This window comes from uncultured Eudoraea sp. (assembly GCF_947490415.1).
Lineage (GTDB): Bacteria > Bacteroidota > Bacteroidia > Flavobacteriales > Flavobacteriaceae > Eudoraea.
Window position 1 is genome coordinate 47,325 of sequence record NZ_CANLGX010000004.1, and the last position, 22,402, is coordinate 69,726.

General features: G+C 39.0%; 10 protein-coding genes. 8 read left to right on the top strand and 2 right to left on the bottom strand.

The features are described from left to right. The first annotated feature begins 163 nt into the window (after window positions 1-163). From Q0874_RS11490 to Q0874_RS11500, 3 genes are all read left to right on the top strand, one after another. Complete coding sequence (locus Q0874_RS11490; RefSeq protein WP_299163345.1) at window positions 164-5,191, top strand: S8 family peptidase; 5,028 nt, start codon at window positions 164-166, stop codon at window positions 5,189-5,191. A 1-nt stretch (window position 5,192) separates the two neighbouring features. Continuing rightward, window positions 5,193-7,199, top strand: a complete 2,007-nt coding sequence (locus Q0874_RS11495) for an adenylate/guanylate cyclase domain-containing protein (RefSeq protein WP_299163348.1) — start codon at window positions 5,193-5,195, stop codon at window positions 7,197-7,199. Between the two features lie 260 nt (window positions 7,200-7,459). Continuing rightward, window positions 7,460-8,113: a tetratricopeptide repeat protein gene (locus Q0874_RS11500; protein WP_299163351.1), complete on the top strand. Its 654-nt coding sequence runs from the start codon at window positions 7,460-7,462 to the stop codon at window positions 8,111-8,113. A gap of 240 nt (window positions 8,114-8,353) precedes the next feature. On the opposite strand, the gene Q0874_RS11505 is transcribed toward Q0874_RS11500, so the two are convergent. Both Q0874_RS11505 and Q0874_RS11510 read right to left on the bottom strand, forming a co-directional pair. Then, window positions 8,354-9,889 carry an NAD(P)-binding domain-containing protein gene (locus tag Q0874_RS11505; protein WP_299163353.1) on the bottom strand — a complete coding sequence of 512 codons (1,536 nt, stop codon included), beginning with the start codon at window positions 9,887-9,889 and terminating at the stop codon, window positions 8,354-8,356. Window positions 9,890-9,892: 3 nt separating this feature from the next. After that, the gene (locus tag Q0874_RS11510) at window positions 9,893-10,411 is read right to left on the bottom strand and encodes a hypothetical protein (protein WP_299163355.1); all 519 of its coding nucleotides are present in this window, start codon (window positions 10,409-10,411) and stop codon (window positions 9,893-9,895) included. Window positions 10,412-10,773: 362 nt separating this feature from the next. On the opposite strand from Q0874_RS11510, the gene Q0874_RS11515 reads away from it, so the two are divergent. The 5 genes from Q0874_RS11515 to Q0874_RS11535 are packed head-to-tail and all read left to right on the top strand — an operon-like array spanning window position 10,774 to window position 21,878. After that, complete coding sequence (locus tag Q0874_RS11515) at window positions 10,774-15,153, top strand: response regulator (protein ID WP_299163357.1); 4,380 nt, start codon at window positions 10,774-10,776, stop codon at window positions 15,151-15,153. 28 nt (window positions 15,154-15,181) lie between these two features. Next, entirely contained in the window at window positions 15,182-15,559 is a 378-nt protein-coding gene (locus Q0874_RS11520) for a response regulator transcription factor (protein WP_299163358.1), read from the top strand. A 2-nt stretch (window positions 15,560-15,561) separates the two neighbouring features. After that, complete coding sequence (locus Q0874_RS11525; protein WP_299163360.1) at window positions 15,562-17,259, top strand: adenylate/guanylate cyclase domain-containing protein; 1,698 nt, start codon at window positions 15,562-15,564, stop codon at window positions 17,257-17,259. A gap of 58 nt (window positions 17,260-17,317) precedes the next feature. Further along, window positions 17,318-18,205, top strand: coding sequence for an ABC transporter ATP-binding protein (locus Q0874_RS11530; RefSeq protein WP_299163362.1), 888 nt, complete (start codon window positions 17,318-17,320; stop codon window positions 18,203-18,205). 28 nt (window positions 18,206-18,233) lie between these two features. Next, a complete protein-coding gene (locus Q0874_RS11535) occupies window positions 18,234-21,878 on the top strand; it encodes a M1 family aminopeptidase (protein WP_299163364.1) in 3,645 nt (1,214 codons plus the stop codon). Window positions 21,879-22,402: the final 524 nt, after the last annotated feature.

A 22,402-nucleotide genomic window follows, 5' to 3' on the forward strand; every position in this document is an offset into this window, starting at 1 on the left:
AAATTCGGGAATAGTGGATTATGTGGTATGGCAAGGTGTAATCCACTGGCAGTTAAAACCTGTAAAATAGAATTAGACTTGCCTTAATGAATATTTCCCCCAAATAAATTAGGATGTATCAGATGTGCATCTTATTATGCAATAACCAAAACTAATTTGCTAAATGAAGCACTTTTACACAAAAATTATGGTATATAATCAATGGACCCCATTTAGGCAAACCGCTTTGCTTAAAAATACAGGTCTTTTTTTAATGCTATTTTGTATGGTATTGCCAGTGGCAGGGCAAAAAGGAAATAATAAAAATATTACCCTCTTTACTTGTGCCGAGGAAATTGAAAATGGTCTGTACCGGGCTTATTTTGGATACACAAACCCTAATGACGATGCAATAACTGTCCCTGAAGAGGATAGTTATGTTTATCTAAGTAGTAAAATAGATGATGATGAATATCAGGGTATACAAAAGTTCAATGTAAACAACACCTTTGAGCCTGGTACTGTAGAAAGGGCTTTTTCCGTAGTATTCAATGGCAAAGGGCATGCCAAATGGACCCTGGTCCAGAACAAGAATACAGAAACAAAGGTACGAGCTGCTTCAGATTCTCCTGTATGTCAGGATCTTGGAACTATTTTTCCGGTTTTCGGAGGTGTTGGAAAGGTTTTCAAACCTATAGGATCTGAGTTAACAGCATTGGGCACGGCAACTGCCGGAGATGTACCCTCTAAATTAATATACCAGATCAATACTAGTAAAGAGGTACTTATAGAAATCGTACCGGCCAATGGTAAAATGCAGGATGTGCTGGATCTACTTCAGCTTGCCGCGCCCTCGGGCTTTGGTAGATCATTGTCACACTTTATCGTAGCTCCGACCATTATCGCCCAAAAATATGCTACCATAGATGTATACTTCCCAATTAGTAGATTATTGGAATTGAATGCCTACGGAGACGGTACCATTTCTACGATAATCAATTTTGCAAGACCTTTATACCTCCCAAATTTAAGTGCGGGTACCGTTACTACCCAGGGTGATGCGGCCATGTTGACAAATGATGTGCGTGAATCTTTTAGTATCGGCAGGGAACAAGATGGGAGCCGCATACCGTTAGATGGACGTGGAGTAAAAATAGGGGTCATTTCAGATAGTTATGACAAAGTCAATCCAGGCGAAGCGGCTTTGGATGTCGATCAAAGTGATTTACCCGGGTTAGAAAATGACGAAGGCAATTTAACCCCGGTTGATGTAAAAAAAGACTTGCCGGGCAAGGGTTCAGACGAGGGTCGAGCGATGCTGCAGATCATACACGACGTCGCCCCTGGCGCCGAACTTGGATTCTACACCGGAGTCTTATCTCCACGAGATTTGGCGCTGGGTATTGAAACGTACTCCGAAGATGGCTATATGATCATAACCGATGATGTTACCTACCCGTTGGAACCATTTTTTGGGGATGGAGAAATAGCAGAGGCCATCAATGATTTTACAGCTAAACCCGGCAGGGCCTATGTAACCTCTTCCGGAAATTTTGCCGACAATGCACAGCAAGGTGTTTTTGTAAATTCAGATCCCTCTGTTGTACCAGATTTTCTCCCCGATGGAACAGTTGCACACCTTTGGGACAACAACGACGATATAGGTAATGAAATTAGTTTAGAGCCAGGTACTTATATGTTCGTGCTGCAATGGGATGAACCGCAGGCATCTCAGAACTTTAATAATTCCACACCCACAGACCTGGATATTTATTTGATTACAGATGAAGGTGAACGAATAGTGGATACCAATCGCAATAACGAATTAGGAGATTCAGTTGAGGCCATGCTATTTCAGGTTACTGCCAAGTCCACTGCCAATATAATGATCACAAGTGCCAACGGACCGGCTCCGGCTAATTTGGCTTTTCGGTATGTTGTCTTTAGGTCCAATGGTCTGGAGTATTTGGAATATACAACTGGTGCTCCAACCGTAACCGGACATGCAATGACAGATGCCGCTGTAACCGTAGGAGCTGTATTCCACGAACTTGCCCAGAACCCATCGCCAGAGGCCTTCTCTTCCTATGCCGGTGTACTTTCAAACAATGTGGCATTAAACGTTGATATCTCAGCCCCGGATGGGGTAGATATTAATAATATCACCAATTTTGGAGCCGATACCGATGGTACCGGATTTAACAACTTCTTTGGTACCTCAGCAGCCGCACCACATGCTGCTGCAACCATAGCTTTAGTTATATCGGCTCTGCCAACATGGTATCCAAGTGGTTTACCCCAAGATTTGATAACTGAATTAGAATTGGTGGTTGAGTCTAATTCCAATGTGCTGGGAGATCAGGTCCTGGCATTATTAAAAAGTGCAGCGGTGCCCTCGGGTATCCCGGAACAAGCAGGAGTAGGGCTTATAAATGCCGTTGGTTCGCTCCAAAAAATAGCAACACAGACCGCTATTTTAACGAAGGTTGAGGTGCCAGAAGAAGAAAAGGATAATCTCAGTGTAGTACCTGTACAGGTAACGCTACTCGGAAAGTATCTTCCAGAAGACCCTACGGTATTCCTAGGCGAGGGCGACAGTCAAATAGAATTGGAAATTATTTCGAACAACGACACAGAAATTGTAGTTATTGTACCTCCATTCATAGGTAACCCAAATGCCTTGGTCAATACCATTAGCATCACTGAAACTGGTGAAGATGGCGGCAACTCCAATCCTTTGCCCATTATTGAAGATGGTAGAGTTGCTGTGAAAATTTATGCAGATACTGTAGCTGTAGAATATGGACAGTCTTACCAATTTAACTTTACTGCTGAAGGGCTTCCGGACGGGATTGAATTTGGTGATGAACTCCCCCCAATTAAACTTGAATCCCCTGCTGATGCTCGCGCTCCCTTTCCGGGGGTAACCAATTATGCCATTACCCCCTCAATTGACACAGCAAATGCCACAGTTGACCAACTGGCAAATTTGGATAGCTACCTGATAAACTTCGTGAACGGACTCTTAAGCGTCACTAAAAAAGAACTGTTAATCACTCCAGAATCCCAAGAAATTGTATATGGGGATGCGGTGAACGTGCAACTCAACTATGATTTCATGAACGATGGCATAGAAGATGCGGACCTTTTTCTCCAAACCATCATAAATGCCCATAATGATGACTTCTTTGAAGAGAATACCTTGGTCCTGATCAACAAAAGTAGGGCTGTTGTGAACCAAGAACAAATCCTGGATTTATTGAATGGTGGAAGTTGGATTTCCAGTGAAAGGGTCATCCAAAACAAATCCAGGGCAGTTGTTAACAGTGATTTGGGTAAAATGAACTTACTTGATTTGGATGAACAAAATTTTGCCAACTATTTTGATATAGAGCCTATTGGTAATAAGTCTAGAGCTGTTGTTAATAAATCGAGGGCCGTGGTAAATGGGCAAGATCTTTTAAATGATCAAATAGAGTTATACGATGCAATTAGCAACAAATCTAGAGCTGTTGTGAATGGAACTACCATTTTGAACACAAATGGATTTGAAGATTTTGCATCGATATTCGCCATAGTGGATTTTGAAGACGGCACCCCTGAAGGAGAAGAAGAGCGAAAAGTGGATATCATCTACGCCACTAACCTGTTAACGAGCCTTGATGTTAACGTAGGGGAAGAACCCTCATTCATTTTTCCTGGGGCTTTCCTTTCCAACCTATCAAATAACTTTAACATTGAATACGGTTCTGCCAACATTACGGTAAGCCCGGCTATTTTAAAGGCTGTCACTGATGGTTTGGAAATTCCCTACGGAACCACCCTGATGCCTTCCGATTTCAATACGGTTCTAAAAGGTTACGTTTATGGAGAAACCCAGGCCGTTGTTTTCCCATCCGAGGAACAGCCGGAATTAGGCGAAATCATTTACTTTTTCGTCGATTCTGAAGGCAATGAATATGAAATCTCAGACCCCCTAGAGGTAGGCGAATATCAAATTAAAATCAAAAATCCTCAGAACTATATCATTGATGATTCAGATCAGATAGCAATTTTGAATATTGTTAAAAGGAGTTTGACGGCAAGTTCGGCACCTTTATCGGTAACGTATGGCAATCCTCTTTCTTTAGAAGATTTCACCACTACTTTTGAAGGGTTTGTAGGCGACGAGGAAGAGACCACTGATTTATCCTATTATTTGGTAGATGCGCTGGATAACCGATTCGAAATCTCAGACCGCCTGGAGGTAGGTGAATATTTAATTAGGATCGATGATACTCAGCGGTATACTATTGAATATAGTGATGAGCATGGGGCTTTGAGCATTGAGAAGAAGGAACTGTCCTTTGCTATCAATGATTTGGTTATCGAAGAAGGAGATGTTATTTTGAATAGTGATATTAGCCTTAAAAGTAATCCAGAAAATCCGGTAGGATTTGTCAATGATGGTGATAAGTATATGGATGATTCATCTTCGGTCTTTGGTACTGCCATACCGTATTATTTCGAAAACGCCCTAGGTGAAACATATGAACCCGGGGATACAGGAATATTCTTTATCCTAGTTACAGAACCTAGAAATTATTTTATTACATACAGCCCACAAGCCGTAATCTATATAAATGCTGAGGGTAATGACAGGAAGATAAGGGCCTATTTGGATTGTGTTCAGGAAAATCCGGGTGATCCCAGTGGTTTCGATTTTATTGCGAATTACCGGTATGAAAACCCGAATAATGAGGTGGTGTATATTCCGAATGGAGCGCTTAATAAAATAACGGGCGAATACGGCAGCTTTATAGGGGCACCACCTACCGCTTTCTTGCCAGGCGAGGGTACTTTCCAAATTCTTTTTGATGGTCAAAACATTAAGTGGGAATTAACTTCAGGAGGCAGTACTAATCCAAGTTCTACTACTTCTGATGCTAATGCAGACTCTTCAAAATGTAGTTCGAGTATTAATGATGAAGAGGAAAATCCTTCTTTTATACTTTATCCCAATCCTGTTGTCAATTCCTTATTAATCGATAAGACCATTAACGACGCGGTAGATGTCGAAGTTTTTGATTATTATGGAATACTCAGATTTAGCACGAAATGGAAAACTGTAGGAACTTATGAAATTAAAATGGAGTCCTATCCTCCTGGTTTGTATATTGTGAGGATGACCAGCACAAAAAGAGTCTGGGTATATTCAGTAATTAAGCAGTAAAATGATGCATTTATTATTAAGGGTTGTAACAAAATGGTCAACAATTGCCGGTATTTTTGTGTTGACAATGACCCCGCAGATAACACTAGCACAAAATGCCTCAATAGATAGTCTTAAGGCAATTGTGCAAACAGGGAAACAAGACACCACAATGGTAGTTGCCCTAAATGCATTGAGTTCAGAACTGATACAAACCGAAGAATTGGAGGAGGCCAAAGCCTATGCCGACCAAGCCATTGCCCTTGCCAATCAATTGGATTTCAAAAAAGGCAAGGCCTATGCGCTTAAGAATATAGGTATCGCAGAGTATTACCAAAGCAATTACAAAGAGGTCCTAAACTATTGGACCCAATCTTTACAAACCTTTGAAGCCATTCAAGATACTTTGGGTATCGCCAATTTGGCCCTTAATCTTGGGGTGGTGTTTTACGATCAAGGCAGTCATGCCAGGGCTTTGGATTATTACCTGCAATCGCTCAGTTTTTCCGAAAAACTGGGAGATCCCGTGAGAATCACCTCTGCTCTGGTTAATATAGGATCAGTTTACACCGAATTGAATGACTATGACAAAGCGATAAACTACTACGAACAAGTGGAACCCTATTTAGCAACTTTAAAAAACATACAACTGCAGTCGGCTTATTTATGGGGATTGGGTGAAGTTTATAGCAAAAAAGGGGATCATGAAAATGCCTTAAAATATTACAATGAAGCCTTGGTAATTAATAAGAACACCTCGGATTACGCTCATATTCTTACGGCTATTGGGAAAGAAGAACGTCAGATCGGAAATGTCCAAAAGGCCATTGAATATTTTGATTTGGCATTTAAGACCGCTGAGGATTCTGACCTCCCGCTAGATCAGGTTCGGACGCTTTTGGCGTTGGGTAATACCTATAAAGAAAGTGACCCGAAAAAGGCCCTTCAGGTCTACAAAACTGCCGAAAATTTGGCGATGGAGATAGAGACCGATGAAGAACTAAGGGATATTTATCAAGGGATGGCTTTGGCTTATGATGCCGCGGGAAATTATAAAAATGCCTATGCCTATCAGAATAAATACCTTGATTTAAAAGATAAGATCTTCAATATAGAGACCGATGACAAAATACGAGGGTTGCAATTCGATTTTGACCTTGACAAGAAAGAGGATGAAATAGGATTACTCGAGAAAGAAGCTGAAATTACGCAATTGCTTGCTAAGCGGCAGCAATATGTGATCTATGGTACTGTTTTGGGTCTGCTTTTGGTCTTTGTACTTGCTGTAGGATCCTATAAGCGCTACCGTTATGTGAAGAAAACCAATAAGATCATCGAAGAGGAGAAAAACCGATCCGAAAATCTGTTGTTAAATATCCTTCCGGACGAAACCGCTTTGGAACTAAAACAGTTTGGTAAAGTAAAGGCCAAAAAATTTGAATCGGTGACCGTCATGTTTACGGATTTTAAAGGCTTTACCAGTTATTCTCAAAATTTATCACCGGAATTACTGGTTAAAACTGTGGATTATTATTTTTCGAAGTTCGATGCCATCATGGAAAAATATGACCTTGAAAAAATTAAAACGATCGGTGACGCCTATATGTGCGCAGGGGGATTGCCTTTTCCTACCAAAGACCATCCTTATAAAATGGTTCAGGCCGCTTTCGAAATTGCTCAGGTGATGGAAGAAACTAGACTTAAACCTCCTAAGGATATTGTTCCTTTTGATGTCCGTATTGGCATCAATACGGGTGTCATTATTGCCGGTGTGGTTGGAACCAGAAAATTTGCCTATGACATCTGGGGTGATACGGTTAATGTGGCAGCACGCATGGAATCCTTATCAGAACCGGGAAGGGTAAATGTATCTCAAAGTACCTATCTGCTCATTAGGGATCGCTATAACTGTGAGCATCGCGGACAAATACATGTCAAAAACAAAGGGATGATGGATATGTATTATGTAAATGAGAAAAAAGATGAACCTTCCATTAAAGCAAAGAAAGAGAATATAATAAATATTTGATCTTAGATAAGATAGCCATAATACCAGGCAAAAATTCCTTTACTTATACCGTGGGAGAATTTCCAATAAAGGCTGGAATAGATCTTTATAATAAAATGATTGATCGTATTCCGGACGACAATTTAATAGCCGTGTAAGAAATAGCGGAATAATTTGGTTTGGCTGTAAGAGTTTAAATCATTCATAAAGACCATAAGTGGTGAAAAGTTAGAAATAAAACAAATCTTTAAGGTGGATAGCTAAATATAAAACAATACATAATGAAACTATTCAGATTTCAAATACTTCTTCAAATCGTATGTCTCGCGGTCACAATGATATTTACTATCGAAACTAATGCTCAAGCTATGGAAAATACAAATTTCCAGGCTGGGCTCAAGGCATATCAAGCCAACAACCTGCCACTGGCTTATAAAGAGTTTCTCACAGCTGCAAATGACGACCACGCTGATTCCCAATTTAATGTGGCTTTGATGTATGAGCAAGGCATAGGTGTAAGTAAGGATGAGAAGGAAGCCGTTGTTTGGTATGGTAAATCTGCCGCTCATGGGAATTCTGCTGCACAATTCAATCTAGGGGTGCTCTATGAAAATGGTCGTGGCACCAAGATTGATTATGCAAAAGCCAATGAATTGTATCGTAAAGCTTCTGCACAGGGAGATCCGCTGGCCATTGGTAATCTAGGCATGCTCTATATGCGGGGCCAGGGCGTGAAAGAAAACAAGGTTGCTGGTGTGGCGCTGCTCCTGGTGTCGGCTTACCTGGATTCCTCACCACAAAACCATGCTAAACAAAATATTTCAGCTACTCGTGACCTAACTTCAGAAATGATAACAGACGCCCAGAAGCTCGCCAAAGAATTTAGTACTGCCAAAAACCTGTTGGTGCCCCTGGATGAATATTTGAAGGAATAGGAGAATAAAATCTAGAAATAGCAATCCGACACCTGAAACTGGGCATGCAAAAGAAGATTTCCGTTTTCTTAACAAATCTTAAAACCAAAAATAAATTAATGCTAAAAAAAACCTTGAGTTAACATAGCCTTTACAGGCTGTAATAGTTTTCCACAGGAAGCAGACTGATATCCCATTTATCTGTTTTCCTTATTTTTTCAACTATGGCCTCACAGCAATCAATATAATACCGCGAAACTTTTAATTACTTTGAAGGAAACCGGGTGTTAAACTACGCAGACCATATCGTAGCCTACCCCTCAATCCCGCTTTTACAATATGATTATAGGTGCTAATAGGAAGCTTACTTATTATTTCATGAGATAGCTTAACTTTTTTCCCGGGGCCGCGCAGTCTGAATTGAGTGGCTTGCGTAGGACCATACATTAAGTGCAGCCAAAGCCTTGGGCGCAGGAAAAAGTATTTGTACAAAGGAGGGCTGCAGCCAATAATTTCAGCCATGCCATTCATATACCTATGATAATCTACTAAGCTTCTTATGCGATCCGCGTTTGCCTCAAATTGTTCGCGGTATACATCCAAATCTTTCTGTGCTATTCTATCCATTTCCACAGGATCCGGTAATTTCATATCGCCATTAAAAATTAAGGCACAATAACGCGATTGTATTTCCATTATGGGGAACTGACTTCCAAATCCGGGCCTCGCCCACCCTATCCAGGCTATTCGATCTCCATATTCCGGATGAAACATGTGCTTATACATCTTCCGTGGATCACAGGTTTTAAGTCCTTCCGGCATAAAGTCTACCTTGTTCTGATAGCCGGTACTAAAAACTACGGCGTCAATATCCTCTAATGTGGTACCATCTGCAGTGATTAATTTACGCCCATCTTCTTCCACTTTGGTGATTTCTCCAACCACCTTACAACCATAATGCGCAATAGCTTTGGGTAAAGCGAGTGTTTTAGTCCCGAATATTCCCCAGATACCTCGTTTAACTGTAATTTTTGCATTGAGGTCTGCCAGGGCATCAAATACCGGATCCATTCTGGCCCTTTCCAGTTTAAGCACAAAAGGACTTAAATATTTTCCATAGTCGCGAGGCAGGTCCCAAATTCCACGATGTGTTGAAACATCTGCGGCATGGCCGCCACGCTTCCTTGGAACTACCCAACCTGTAGATTCACGGAGGCTTACCCAACATTCTTTGGCTACTTGTGAAATCTCGAAGGCTACATCGGATCCGGACTCGCCTCCACCTACTACAAGTACACGTTTATCCTTAAAATCGCTGGCATTTTTATAATCTCTTGAATGTGAATAAGAAACTTTGGTAAGTTCCTTCTGCCATTCAGGATATCTGGGAACATTATTGTTTCCTATTGCCAAAATAAGACGCCTGGTTTCTATTAATTCTCCCGATGCGAGTCCAATCTCCCAGTGGTCTTCCTCTATTGAAACCACTTTTGCTACCTTGCTACTATAGCGTATATGCTCTTTCACCCCAAAATGACCGGCATAGGAATTCCAATAGGAAACGGCTTCATCCTTGCTCCAAAAATGATGATCCATACCTTCTCCAACCCAGAAATCGGAAAACATGCTAAAAGTAACAGAAGATGTTAGTATAAGGTTGTCATACCCTTTAGAGAAAACACCGCCCAGTGTATCGGACTGTTCCAAACACAAAACATTCTTTATTCCTTTTTCCAGCAGTTCTTTAACGGCAACTATTCCTCCCGGTCCTGCTCCAATTACTACACAGTTATACATTTTTTATAGTATTATATTTTCAATTAGTAAATCGACCGATTCAAAAAGAGGCAGAAGGTCTTTATCAACATCCTGCTTTTGTATTATATCATGTACATGCCCGGAACTAAGTTCCGGAGGTAAGACTTCAATTATCTTGGTATAAAGGAGTTGTTCGCCAGAAGAAATCTTTATCTTAATGTTCGAAATCAGGGCTATACTATGTTCTTCATCAATTAAGAAGTCATTTTTTATCCAATCTGGCAATCTCACAGGCAGTGCTCCTATAATTTTCTTTGTATAATCAATTTTGAACTTTTGCAATGTTTTCCCCAGTAACCCTCCCTCCAGGATACGTTTGTGGACAGCTTCAATAGGTTTGTGATCTGTGTTATAAAACCTAACCACGCCTACTGTTCTTGAAATTCCCTTTTTATCTTTAAGATGAACAACCCTTATTTTATCATCCTGGCGAATAATTTCACACTCAACGGGGCCATATAGTTTCTCAAGTGTGGAGGTATGCAGGGTATTGGTATCCATATAGTCTATAGTAATAATCTTAATTATACTCTTGGTTTATTTTTTAAAAAATGACAGTGCCCATTACTCTTGTACTGAAAGTTTTGTCGCCTAAAATACTCAAAATTTAGTAATGTCTCTTATTTATGAATTCTTTTTAGTTACCAAAAAACTGTACCATATAATCGTAGAAACCGATACTGTTTTTAGTTCTTGAAAGCTAATTCAAAAAAGGGAAAATCTCCTATATATGTGCGAATCTTCTTTAAATACCGATAAACTTCTATGCATATTCTTACGGAAGCTAAACTATATCAATAATTTTTGTAAATTCCATCATTATAACTTTGAAAAACCCAACCATTACCATTTTCCAACTAACTATGCCAAAAACTATTTATAACCCTCGCCTAAAAGTAGTAATTCCTTTTTTTTGTTTCTTTTTAATCGCCATTTCACCTCTTTTGGCGCAGAAACAATTGGGAAAACCAATTATTACAAATTACAAATACCAGGATTATGGAGCTGGACCTGCTAATTGGTGGGCTTTAGAAGATGACCAAGGAATTATGTACTTCGCAAATGGTGCAGGAATTTTGCAATACGACGGGGTAAATTGGAAAGTAATTAGGCTACCAAGGGTTGGAGGTGTACGATCATTGAAAAAAGATAAGCAAGGAATCATTCATGTTGGAGGTATTGGGGAAATAGGATATTTGGAAGCAGACGCCAAAGGGGAATTTCAATATAAGACTTTACTAAATGAAATTCCAGAAGAGCATAGGTCTTTTAAAGATGTATGGGAGATAGATTACCATAAGGGGCGAATCATTTTTAGAACGGAATTTAAATTATATGCCTGGGATGGTGAAAGCATGAAAGTGATTCCCTCTAAGGATGGTTATCATGTAGGTAATATTATTAATGACACCTATTACTTACGTATTTGGGGGGTGGGTCTCTGTATTTTAAAGGATGATGACACTTTTGAATTGGTGCCAGGAGGAGAAGCATTTACTAGTGAGCGTATTTATGCCATCTTACCATATGATGAAGATCAATTACTTATTGGTACAAGAACCCAAGGGTTTTACCTATATGATGGTAAAGAATTTAAACCATTTAAGACAGAAATAGATGCCTACGTTAAAGATAAATTATACCTGCCAGGAGTAGCTTTAGATGATGGCCGATTTGTCTTAAATACATTTAGCGATGGAGCTTATTTAATTGATCATGATGGAAAATTAATACAGAAGTATACTACAGATAATGGCTTGCAAGATGGGAGCGTAGATTATGTATATGTAGATTCCAGAGGTGTTCTTTGGATTATGCTCTTAAATGGGATTTCTACTACAAACCTAAATTCCACTTTTACCTCTTTGGATTCTGATATGGGGCTATCTACAAATGTAGTCAATGCTGTTTATAGATTTAAAGGTGTCCTTTATTTGAGTAACAACGATGGTATTGCTTATTTGGATGAAGAAGAAAAAGTGATTAAAAATATACCTGGCACCTTTGGTCAGGGGACTAATTTTCTTGAAATCAACGATAGGCTTTATGTGGGAACGAATGGGATGGGATTTGTTGAAATAACGGGAACTTCCTTTAAATATGTAAGGGAAAACATTAATTATGACTTTAGAGCTGGTTTTATTTATCAGTCAAAAATGGATCCAAAGCGCGTATATATATCACATCAGCAAGGAATAATAAGTTTTTATTTTGATGAGCGTAAAAATCAATTCCTCGAAGAATCATATACTAATGAACCCATTCGAAGTAGCGCTAATATGCTTGAAGCTTCCGATGGAAGTTTATGGGTAGAGTCTAGTTTAGACAGCCAGGTGATAAGGATTTATCCGAAAATAGTTAATAATAAACTGAGTTTCTCAGATTCAAAATTTGATTATTTAGATAAGAGTGATGGGTTACCTAGTTCCAGAATATTTTTCGTAGAAGCCGATGAAGAAATAGTCTTTTGGGCAACAGAAACGAAGCAGTCTTTTGCTTATAGCGAAAGTGAAAACCGTTTTGAAGAGAAAAAATTCTTTTTTAGTAGCCTGGTAGATTTTGATAGACCAGGCACTAATTTTTTTAAGGATGATAAAGGTAGTCTTTGGTTTGATGTGGGATCTGGACTGATGGTGGCCTCAAAAGATTCCAATGGAGATTATATAATTAATAAAGATACTTTTAAGGAACTTAAAAACAATCGATTATGGACTATTTATGTTGAGAATTCTAAGGAAGACGACTCCCAGTTGGCATGGTTCACAGGTCCAGATGGTGTTATAAGATATGAAGGAAATCTTTCGAAACCCTATGTTCCTAACTTCAATGTAGAATTAAGAAAATTTTCCATTGCAGGAGATTCTCTTATATATGCTGGCAACATGGATTTTCCAGAAGGTTATAAAATACCTTTTGAACAGAATAGTGTAAATATTGGATATGCAGCCCCCCTCTTTATTGGGCAAAATGAAATGCAATATAGTACTCAGCTGGTTGGAATAGATAAATCATGGTCAGAGTGGACCAAACAGGCTTCCAGAGAGTATATCAATCTTCCTCCTGGTAATTATAGTTTTAGGGTAAAAGCTCAAAATGTATATGGGGATGTCTCCGAAGAAAAAGCCATCACCTTTAGTATTAGTACTCCATGGTATGAAACGTGGTTGGCCTATGCACTCTATGTCTTGGGCTTCTTAGTACTGGTTTATGCTATTGTCAAAACCAGAACCAACCTTTTGGTAAAGCAGCAAAAAGATCTGGAAGAAAAAGTGGAGGAACGTACCAAAGAAGTTCAACAGCGCCTGGATGAATTGGCTACTATTAACCATGTAAGTAAAGCGCTTACAGAAAAATTAGAGCTTAGTGAACTGATACAACTTGTAGGAAATGAGATGAAGGACCTATTTAAATCGGATATTACCTATCTGGCCATATTAGATGAGGAAAAAGGGATTATTAATTTTCCATATCAGGATGGTGATGATATGCAACCAATGACTTTTGGTGAAGGGTTCACTTCTAAAATCATACAAAACGGAGAAGCTTTGTTGATTAATAAAGATACTGATATTGTTGCCCAATATGATAAGTATGGGATTTCCCAGACAGGTAAACGGGCAATTTCATATTTGGGAGTTCCAATTCCTGTTGAAGACAAAGTTATTGGGGTGCTAAGTGTTCAAAGCACCCAACAGGCCAGCAGGTTTAATCAGGAAGACAAAAATTTACTAAATACTATTGCAATTAACGTGGGTGTGGCCCTGCACAATGCAGAACTTTATGAAGAAGCTAAAGAAGCAAAAGCAAAAGCTGAGGATGCCAATGAAGCGAAAAGTGCTTTTCTTTCAACAGTAAGTCACGAATTACGTACCCCGTTGACATCGGTATTGGGTTTTGCCAAAATAATCAGGAAAAGGTTGGAAGAAAAGATATTTCCTGCTGTAACCGTTGATGATCAAAAAATAAAGCGAACCATGAAACAGGTTAGCGAAAACCTGAATGTGGTGGTGTCTGAAGGGGAACGGCTTACTAATTTGATCAATGATGTGCTGGATCTTGCCAAAATTGAATCAGGTAGAATGGAATGGAACAAGAAACCAATTTTCCTCCAGGATGTTATTAGCAGAGCCATTGCGAGCACCTCGTCTTTATTTGAAGAGAAGAAACTAACCCTGAAGAAAAAGGTTTCAGAAGATCTTCCGGTAGTGAGTGCTGATGAGGACAAGCTTATTCAGGTGGTAATTAACCTTTTGTCTAATGCAGTAAAATTCACAGATAAGGGATCTGTAGTGATTGAGGCCTCCTTAGATAACGGGCAAATACTTGTTGAAGTACAGGATACAGGGATAGGTATCGCCGAGGAAGACCGTCATAAGATCTTTGAGCGTTTCAGACAAGCCGGGGATACCCTGACAGATAAACCCAAAGGGACTGGCTTGGGACTTCCAATTTGCAGGGAGATTATTGAGCATCATGGGGGAATTATCTGGATGAAGAGCACGGCTGGGGTAGGCAGCACTTTTTTCTTCACTATACCGGTTATGGGAGAGGGAACAGACAAGCCACCTATTCAATTAGACAGAATACTTAAAAGCTTAAAAAAGCAAATTAAGCACTCCTCACTAAATACCTTAAAGAAGGCACAAACGATATTAGTCGTTGATGATGACACTCCTATAAGATCTCTCTTAAGACAGGAGCTCACGGAAGCGGGATACGAAGTAAAAGAGGCTGCCAACGGCAAGGCAGCTTTGGATATGGTAAGAATGTCTAAACCCGATTTGATCATTCTTGATGTTATGATGCCTGAAATAAATGGGTTTGATGTAGCGGCGGTATTAAAAAACGATCCTGCTACCATGGATATCCCTATAATTATATTGTCTATTGTACAGGATAAGGAGCGAGGGTTTAGAATAGGCGTAGACCGGTATCTTACCAAACCAATAAATACAGAACATTTGTTTCATGAAGTAGAAGAACTGCTGGAACAAGGAGTATCTAAAAAGAAAGTATTGGTAGTTGATGAGGATGCCTCGGCAGTAAAGACGCTTTCCGATGTCTTGAACGCAAGAGGCTATAAAGTGGTGGAATCTAATTCCAAAGACTTTTTAGAAACGGCCACAAAATCCAAACCGGATATCATTATGCTCAACTCAGTTTTCAATGGGGATCAAAAAAAATTAAAGGAGTTAAAACTTCAGAAAGGGATGGAGAACGTAATGTTCTTTATCTATGAATAACTATTAATTAATAAGGAAGGAAAAATATATGGGACAAAAGTTACTCATTGTAGATGACGAAGCTCACATCAGAATGCTAATCGAGCAAACTCTGGAGGATTTGGAAGATGAAGGTGTTGAATTACTGTTTGCAGAGAATGGGGAGGAAGCATTAAACTTAATACAGAAAGAGGAACCTAACCTCGTATTTCTGGATGTTATGATGCCTAAGATGAACGGGATGGAAGTCTGTCAGAAAGTAAAAAAAGAACTCAAATTATCACATGTATATATCATACTCTTGACCGCAAAAGGTCAGGAAGTAGATCGTCAAAAAGGGCTGGACATGGGAGCAGACCGTTACATGACCAAACCTTTTGATCCGGATGAGATGTTGTCTATTGCAGAAGAAATTCTGAAGCTGTAAGTATGACAAGGCATACGGATTCCAAATATTATTTAAAAGCCCTCAAAAATATCTTAAAAAAGAGCCATAGTTCAGAGCAGGTAATTACTGCTATCGCGGCCAAATTGAGATTGAAATTTGCAGTCATCGGCTTTGATGACAAACTAATACATGGAACTCCCTTAGATAGCTTTCAATCATTTCCTTTAAATCTGGATGAAATTACCTATGGAACTCTGTTAGCTTCAGGTGAGGACGGAAATTTACTGGCCAATATGATAATGGTCTTTGTTGAAAAAGAGATCGAAAAGAAAAAAATAGGAAATGAAGTTTTAGGCTTGTACAGAGAGATTAATATGATCTATGATTTTAGTGAGCGGATTTCAGAAAAAATAGATGCCAAATCAATTGCAGAAATGGCACTTGGTGAGGCCTCGCAAATCATCAATTCTACCCACGGCCTCTTCTTAATTTACGAGCCTGAGAAAAATAAAGTTGTTGAACTCGCCTCTTTTGGCCAGAATCCGGATAAGGAAGAAAATATTGACAAATTAAATTTCTTGCTCAAAGAGCTAATAAGCAGAGGCACTTCTGCCATTGTGCCTTCAGAAAAAATTGAGAATAACCCTGCATTAAATCACCTTAGGACCATTATGTATTCCCCGTTAAAAGTTAAACATCGCACTTTGGGCATGGTTATACTGGGTCATAATGAGCAAAATGAGTTCACTGCCGCGGAATTGAAATTACTCACCACCATTTCATTACAATCAGCAGGAGCTTTGGAGACTGCCTATCTGTATCAAAAAGGTCTGCAGGAATCCAAGGAACGAGAAGAAGCTATCAGGTCTATTCATGAAGTAAGTCAAAAATTCGTTCCGCATGAATTTATTAAATTTTTAGGGAAAGATAAGCTGACAGAGGTGTCTTTAGGAGACCTTGTGGAAAAAGAAGTAACCGTACTCTTTGCCGATATCAGAGATTTTACTACCATATCCGAATTTTTGACCCCGGAGGATAACTTCCTTTTTATCAATTCATTTAATAAAAGGATGGGGCCCATTGTTCGGGAAAATGGCGGATTTATAATGCAATATCTTGGTGATGGTTTTATGGCGCTGTTTCCTGATGGCTCTCAGGCCGCGGTAAGGGCTTCTGTAGAAATGCAAGCTTCTCTCCGGCTTTATAATGAAGAAAGAAGCACCAAAAATAGTTTTGCCGTAAAACTGGGGATTGGGATGCAAAACGGTAATTTGATTATGGGTATCACAGGAGATATAGAACGATTGGATGCTGCAATAATATCCGATACCGTGAATACTGCTTCCAGGATTGAAGGGCTTTCCAAGCACTACGGATCATCCATTTTATTAACTGATAATTGTAAAAACAACCTGACTAATCCGGAAGAATTTGATTTTAGATATTTAGGCCCGGTTCAGGTGAAAGGGAAACAAAAACCTATAGATATTTACGAATGTATAAATGGTGACAACGCAGCACTTTTAAAGCATAAATTGCAAACCCTCAGCACTTTTGAGGAAGGTATGAATCTCTATTTTAACCGGGAGTTTGCCATGGCAGCGGTAACGTTCCAACAAATTGTAAAAAAAGAAAACACTGATAGTGCAGCTAAATTATTTCTAAACAGATCGGCGCATATGATAACTCAGGAAATTGATGAGGACTGGAGAGGAATAGCTTCAATTTCCTCCAAATAATCGAAACTTCATTTAGACCTTAAAAAAATACTAATAAACCACCATACCAAATACAACTATGGAATTACAGATCAAAAATTTAAACAAAACCTATTCTAACGGTGTTCAGGCCTTAAAAGATGTGAACCTTACTATTCCCCAGGGAATGTTTGGGCTTTTGGGCCCCAATGGAGCCGGAAAATCTTCACTTATGAGAACCCTGGCCACCCTGCAACAGGCAGATTCGGGTTCTGTAACTCTGGGAGATATTGATGTTCTGAAGGATAAGGCCAAAGTTCGGGAAATCCTTGGCTACCTGCCCCAGGAATTTGGGGTTTACCCGAAAATAAGCTCTTATAACATGCTTAATCATATAGCCTCCCTAAAAGGGGTATCTAATAAATCTGAGCGGAAAGCGCTTGTAGAATCCTTATTAAATAAGACCAATCTATGGCATGTGCGAAACAAGAGTCTCGGTACCTATTCCGGTGGAATGAAACAACGATTTGGCATTGCTCAGGCACTAATTGGCGACCCAAGTCTTATCATTGTGGATGAGCCTACCGCGGGCTTAGATCCGGCCGAACGTATTAGATTCCATAACTTATTAAGTGAGATTGGTGAGAATACCATTGTTATACTTTCCACCCATATTGTGGAAGATATCTCTAATCTGTGTAATAATATGGCTATTATATGCTTAGGCGAGGTAGTGGCTAAAGGCAATCCCTCCGAATTGACCGAAAGAATAAAGGGTAAAATATGGAAAAAGGGGATAGAAAAAGGAGATCTGGAGCGATACCAATCCGAAATGCAGGTCATTTCAACCTATTTAAAAGCTGGCCAGACTATTATTCATGTCTTAAGTGAAGAGCAACCTGATTCTTCTTTTGAGCCCAGCAAAGCCAATTTGGAAGATGTTTATTTTGCTGAGATCACTACCAGAATGGAACGCATTACAGATTAATAACTGCTTCACCTAAAAATCATCCACCATGTTTAAAGAAATATTCTTATTCGAAATAAAATACAGGTTAAAAAGACCTGCCACCTGGGCTTATTTCGGTATTCTTCTAGTTTTTGGATTAATAATAGCTATTGGAGGTAATGGCCCTGCCTCAGAAAAGGTTTTTGTCAATTCCCCTATCGCTATTGCTACCATGTTAAGTACGATTAGCATTTTTGGGGTGATGATGGCCAGTGCTATCATGGGGGTCCCTGTATATAGGGATATAGAGCACAAAACTGAAAACTACTACTTCACCTATCCCATAAGTGAAAAAGGGTATATCCTGGGAAGGTTTTTAGGATCCCTTTCCATTTTATTTTTAATTAGCCTTGGATTTCATATTGGGCTAATTGTTGGCTTTGCCATTGGTCCATATGCAGGTTACACGGAACCGGATCGTTTCACATCTTTTCATTTATGGTACTACATACAACCCACTATCATTCTTTATTGGAGTAATTTTTTCTTTGCCGGCTGTATATTTTTTGCTCTTGTGGCCTTAACAAAAAGAGTAATGTTGGCCTATGCCGGAGGGGCCATTCTATTTATAACTTATCTTATCACCCTAACCCTGACTCAGGATGTTGAAAATAAAGATCTCGTAAGTCTTTTGGATCCTTTTGGATTTGGCACCTACAGTAACGTAATTGAATATTGGACGCCTGAAGAACAAAACACAAAAACCATTCCCTTTAAGGGCTTAATGGTATGGAATCGAGTGCTATGGATAGGTCTGGGCCTTTTAGCTTTGCTTTTTACCCTTTTCAGATTCGATTTTCAGCGTTTTCTGAGTAGAAACTACAGCAGTAAAAAGTCGAAAAGTTTGGATGATGAGCTGGACTTGTCAACAGTAAGCGAACATATTCCTGTGGTTACAAAGACTTACTCCAAAAGTTTAAACTTAAAGTTATTGGTTGATTTGGCCATAATGGAGTTTAAAAATATCATCAGAGATAATTTCTTTATTGCCATTTTAGTGGCTGCAGTTCTTTTTCTATTCTTTGATGGTTGGTTTGGCTTTCCATTATATGGAACTCCATCCCTACCCCTCACCTACTATATGCTGGAAGTAAAAGATTTTACTTACATCATTTTAATTTTTGTGCTGATTGTCTTTATGACAGGTGAAGTAATGCATAGAGAACGTGGGGTTAACTATGACCAAATATTTGGTTCTTTACCCATTCCCAATGGAATAGTTTATGGTTCTAAATTCTTAGCGCTCACATTTGTAAGTTTTCTGTTGGTAAATTTGATACTCCTAAGTGGACTTTTTAATCAGGTAATAAAGGGCTATTTCAACTTTGAATTGGGGATGTATTTTACCGATTTATATCTTATTGAATTTCCAAAATACATCACCTTTATCATGCTGGCTTTCTTTGTGCATTCTATGGTGACCAAGAAGTTTATTGGTCATGTTATTGCCATTGCCATTTGGGCCCTCCTTTTTGGGCTGAATAGCTTTTTAGATGTTGATAACAACCTTTATCTATATGCTTATGCCCCGGGTTATACAGTTTCGGATATGAATGGGTTTGGGCATTTTGGAACTGCTCTTTTTTGGTTTAGATTGTATTGGCTAGCATTTGGTGGGGTCCTTACCTATATAGGTTTTCTTTTTTGGCGACGCGGTACGGATTCGGGAAGAAAATCCCGGGTGCAAATCGCCAAAGGGCGCTTAAATAAAGCAACTTTTTCTACTATAGTACTTTTAGCAATTGTTTCGCTAGGAAGTGGGCTCTATATAAATTACAATACTAAAACTCTGAATAATTATCGGAATGAAAAAGCCGGGACCATAGCTTCAGCTGACTATGAAAAACAACTCAGCAAGTACGACAAAATTCCCCAGCCTAAGGTAGTGGATGTAAAGGTACAAGCCGATTTAGTCCCCGAAGAAAGGCGCGCAACCATTAAAACCGTTTATCAATTAGTAAATAAATGGGATGTCTCCATAGATTCTCTTCATTTGAACTGGGGTGGGCCAGGAATCTTTCATAAAAAAATGGAGGAATTTAAAATTAATGGAAAAAGCCCTGTTCTAGGGAAAAGATATGATGATTATAACTATGAAATCTATTCCCTGGAAACCCGAATGCAACCGGGTGACACCTTAGAACTGGAACTCACCGTGAGCGGAGGTTATGACGGGTTTCCCAATGAAGGAACGGGTAGGGAAATAGTCTATAACGGAACCTTTCTTAATAATGATTTCTTTCCCTCTTTTGGTTACAATTCGGGGGGAGAACTTACAAGTGATCAGGATCGCAAGAAATACGATTTACCCATAAAGGAATATACGTCACCTCCTCAAAATGATGATTGGGGACTAAGAAATCTTCTGTTTAACGATGATGCAGATTATGTCACTTTTGAAGGAACCGTTAGTACGGCTCCGGATCAATTAGCTATAATGCCGGGTTATTTGCAAAAGGAATGGGAAGAAAATGGACGTAAATTCTATACCTACAAAATGGAAGGAGATTTGGATTTCTTTTATAATATTTCCTCGGCTAGATATGAGGTCCATAAAGAAGTCTGGACAGGTAAGAATGGAGATAGGGTGAATATTGAAATCTTCCATCATCCAGCGCATATCTATAATATTGATCGTTTTGTAAAGAGTGTAAAACATTCTATGGATTATTTTTCAGAAAATTTTGGACCTTATCAATACCGTCAAATGCGTATATTAGAATTCCCCAGATATGCAAGTTTTGCCCAGTCTTTCCCGAATACGGTCCCCTTTTCAGAAAGTTTTGGATGGGTAGCGGATTTTAGTGACCCTGAAGACTTGGACTACGCTTATTTTGTGACTTCACATGAAGTGGCACATCAATGGTGGGGGCATCAGGTAACTCCCTCGGCCACTCGAGGTGCCAACCAAGTTTCAGAATCCATGGCCGAATATTCGGCCTTGATGGTCATGAAAAAGGAGTATGGAGTAGATGCCATGCAGCGCTTCCTTAAAGATGAATTGGATCGTTATTTAAGAGGCAGGGCCAATGAAAGTAAGTTTGAAAAAACCTTGTTAGACAATGACAACCAGGCCTATGTTTGGTATCAAAAAGGGGCACTTATCTTATATGCCCTGCAAGATCTTATTGGAGAGAAAAATCTAAATAAGGCCTTTGAACGCTATGTTGATTCCGCCGCCTTCCGTCCTAAAGCTCCTTTTACAAACAGTTTGGAATGGTATGATCATATTAAATCCGCTACCCCTGATTCACTGAATTATTTTCTTGAAGATAGTTTTGAAAAAATTACACTGTATTCAAATAAAACCTCCAAAGCAACGTACAAGCAATTAGATAATGGAAAATATGAGGTAACTATTGATGTGCAAAGTAGCAAAAGCCATTTTGATGGTAACGGAAAATTACTGGATTCGCCGGAATCAGCCAATGCATTAGAAATCGGTATTTTTACTGAGGATGTCAAAAACGATTTGGGGATGACAGTTAAATCCCCGCTGGTGTTAGAAAAAAGATGGGTAATGCCAGGCGAGAATTCCTTTACTTATACGGTGGAAAAATTACCTATAAAGGCTGGTGTCGATCCTTATAATAAAATGATTGATCGCATCCCGGACGATAATTTAATAGCTGTGGAAGAACAACCAGAATAAATAATATTGGCTTTTTCAAAAAGGATCCTGATTAAAGCTGACTATTGCTTTATGTCATCATATTCCAAGGTTTTATCTATTACCTGTGAATACAGTGATGCAGTGAGATTTTAGTAGTAATCCTGGAATGGGAAAGTACCCTTTAGATTATCAGGCAAACTAACAAATTACTCATTTTTAGCACTTTAACACAGTATTTGGAAGAATACATTAAATAGGAGGTATCTTTGTAATGTTAAAAGGTCAGAAAGCTTCCCTTTATTACGATCTACCCGGATCTTTAATTTACTCCCGCTCTCTTCAGTTTTTTAATAGCAATAGTGCAAAAAAACTTTTTATCAGCCAATAATAAGAAAAGGTGATTCTGGTTTAGATGTTATTTTAAGTGAAAAGAGATTTTCCTATTATACCTTAATTAGTTTCTTTAAAATTCCTCCAATTATTTACCGACCCTAAATCAATAATGAACAAGGATGATTTATGTTCATTAATATCTTAAGCCGGTAGAAAGCTATAAAATTAAA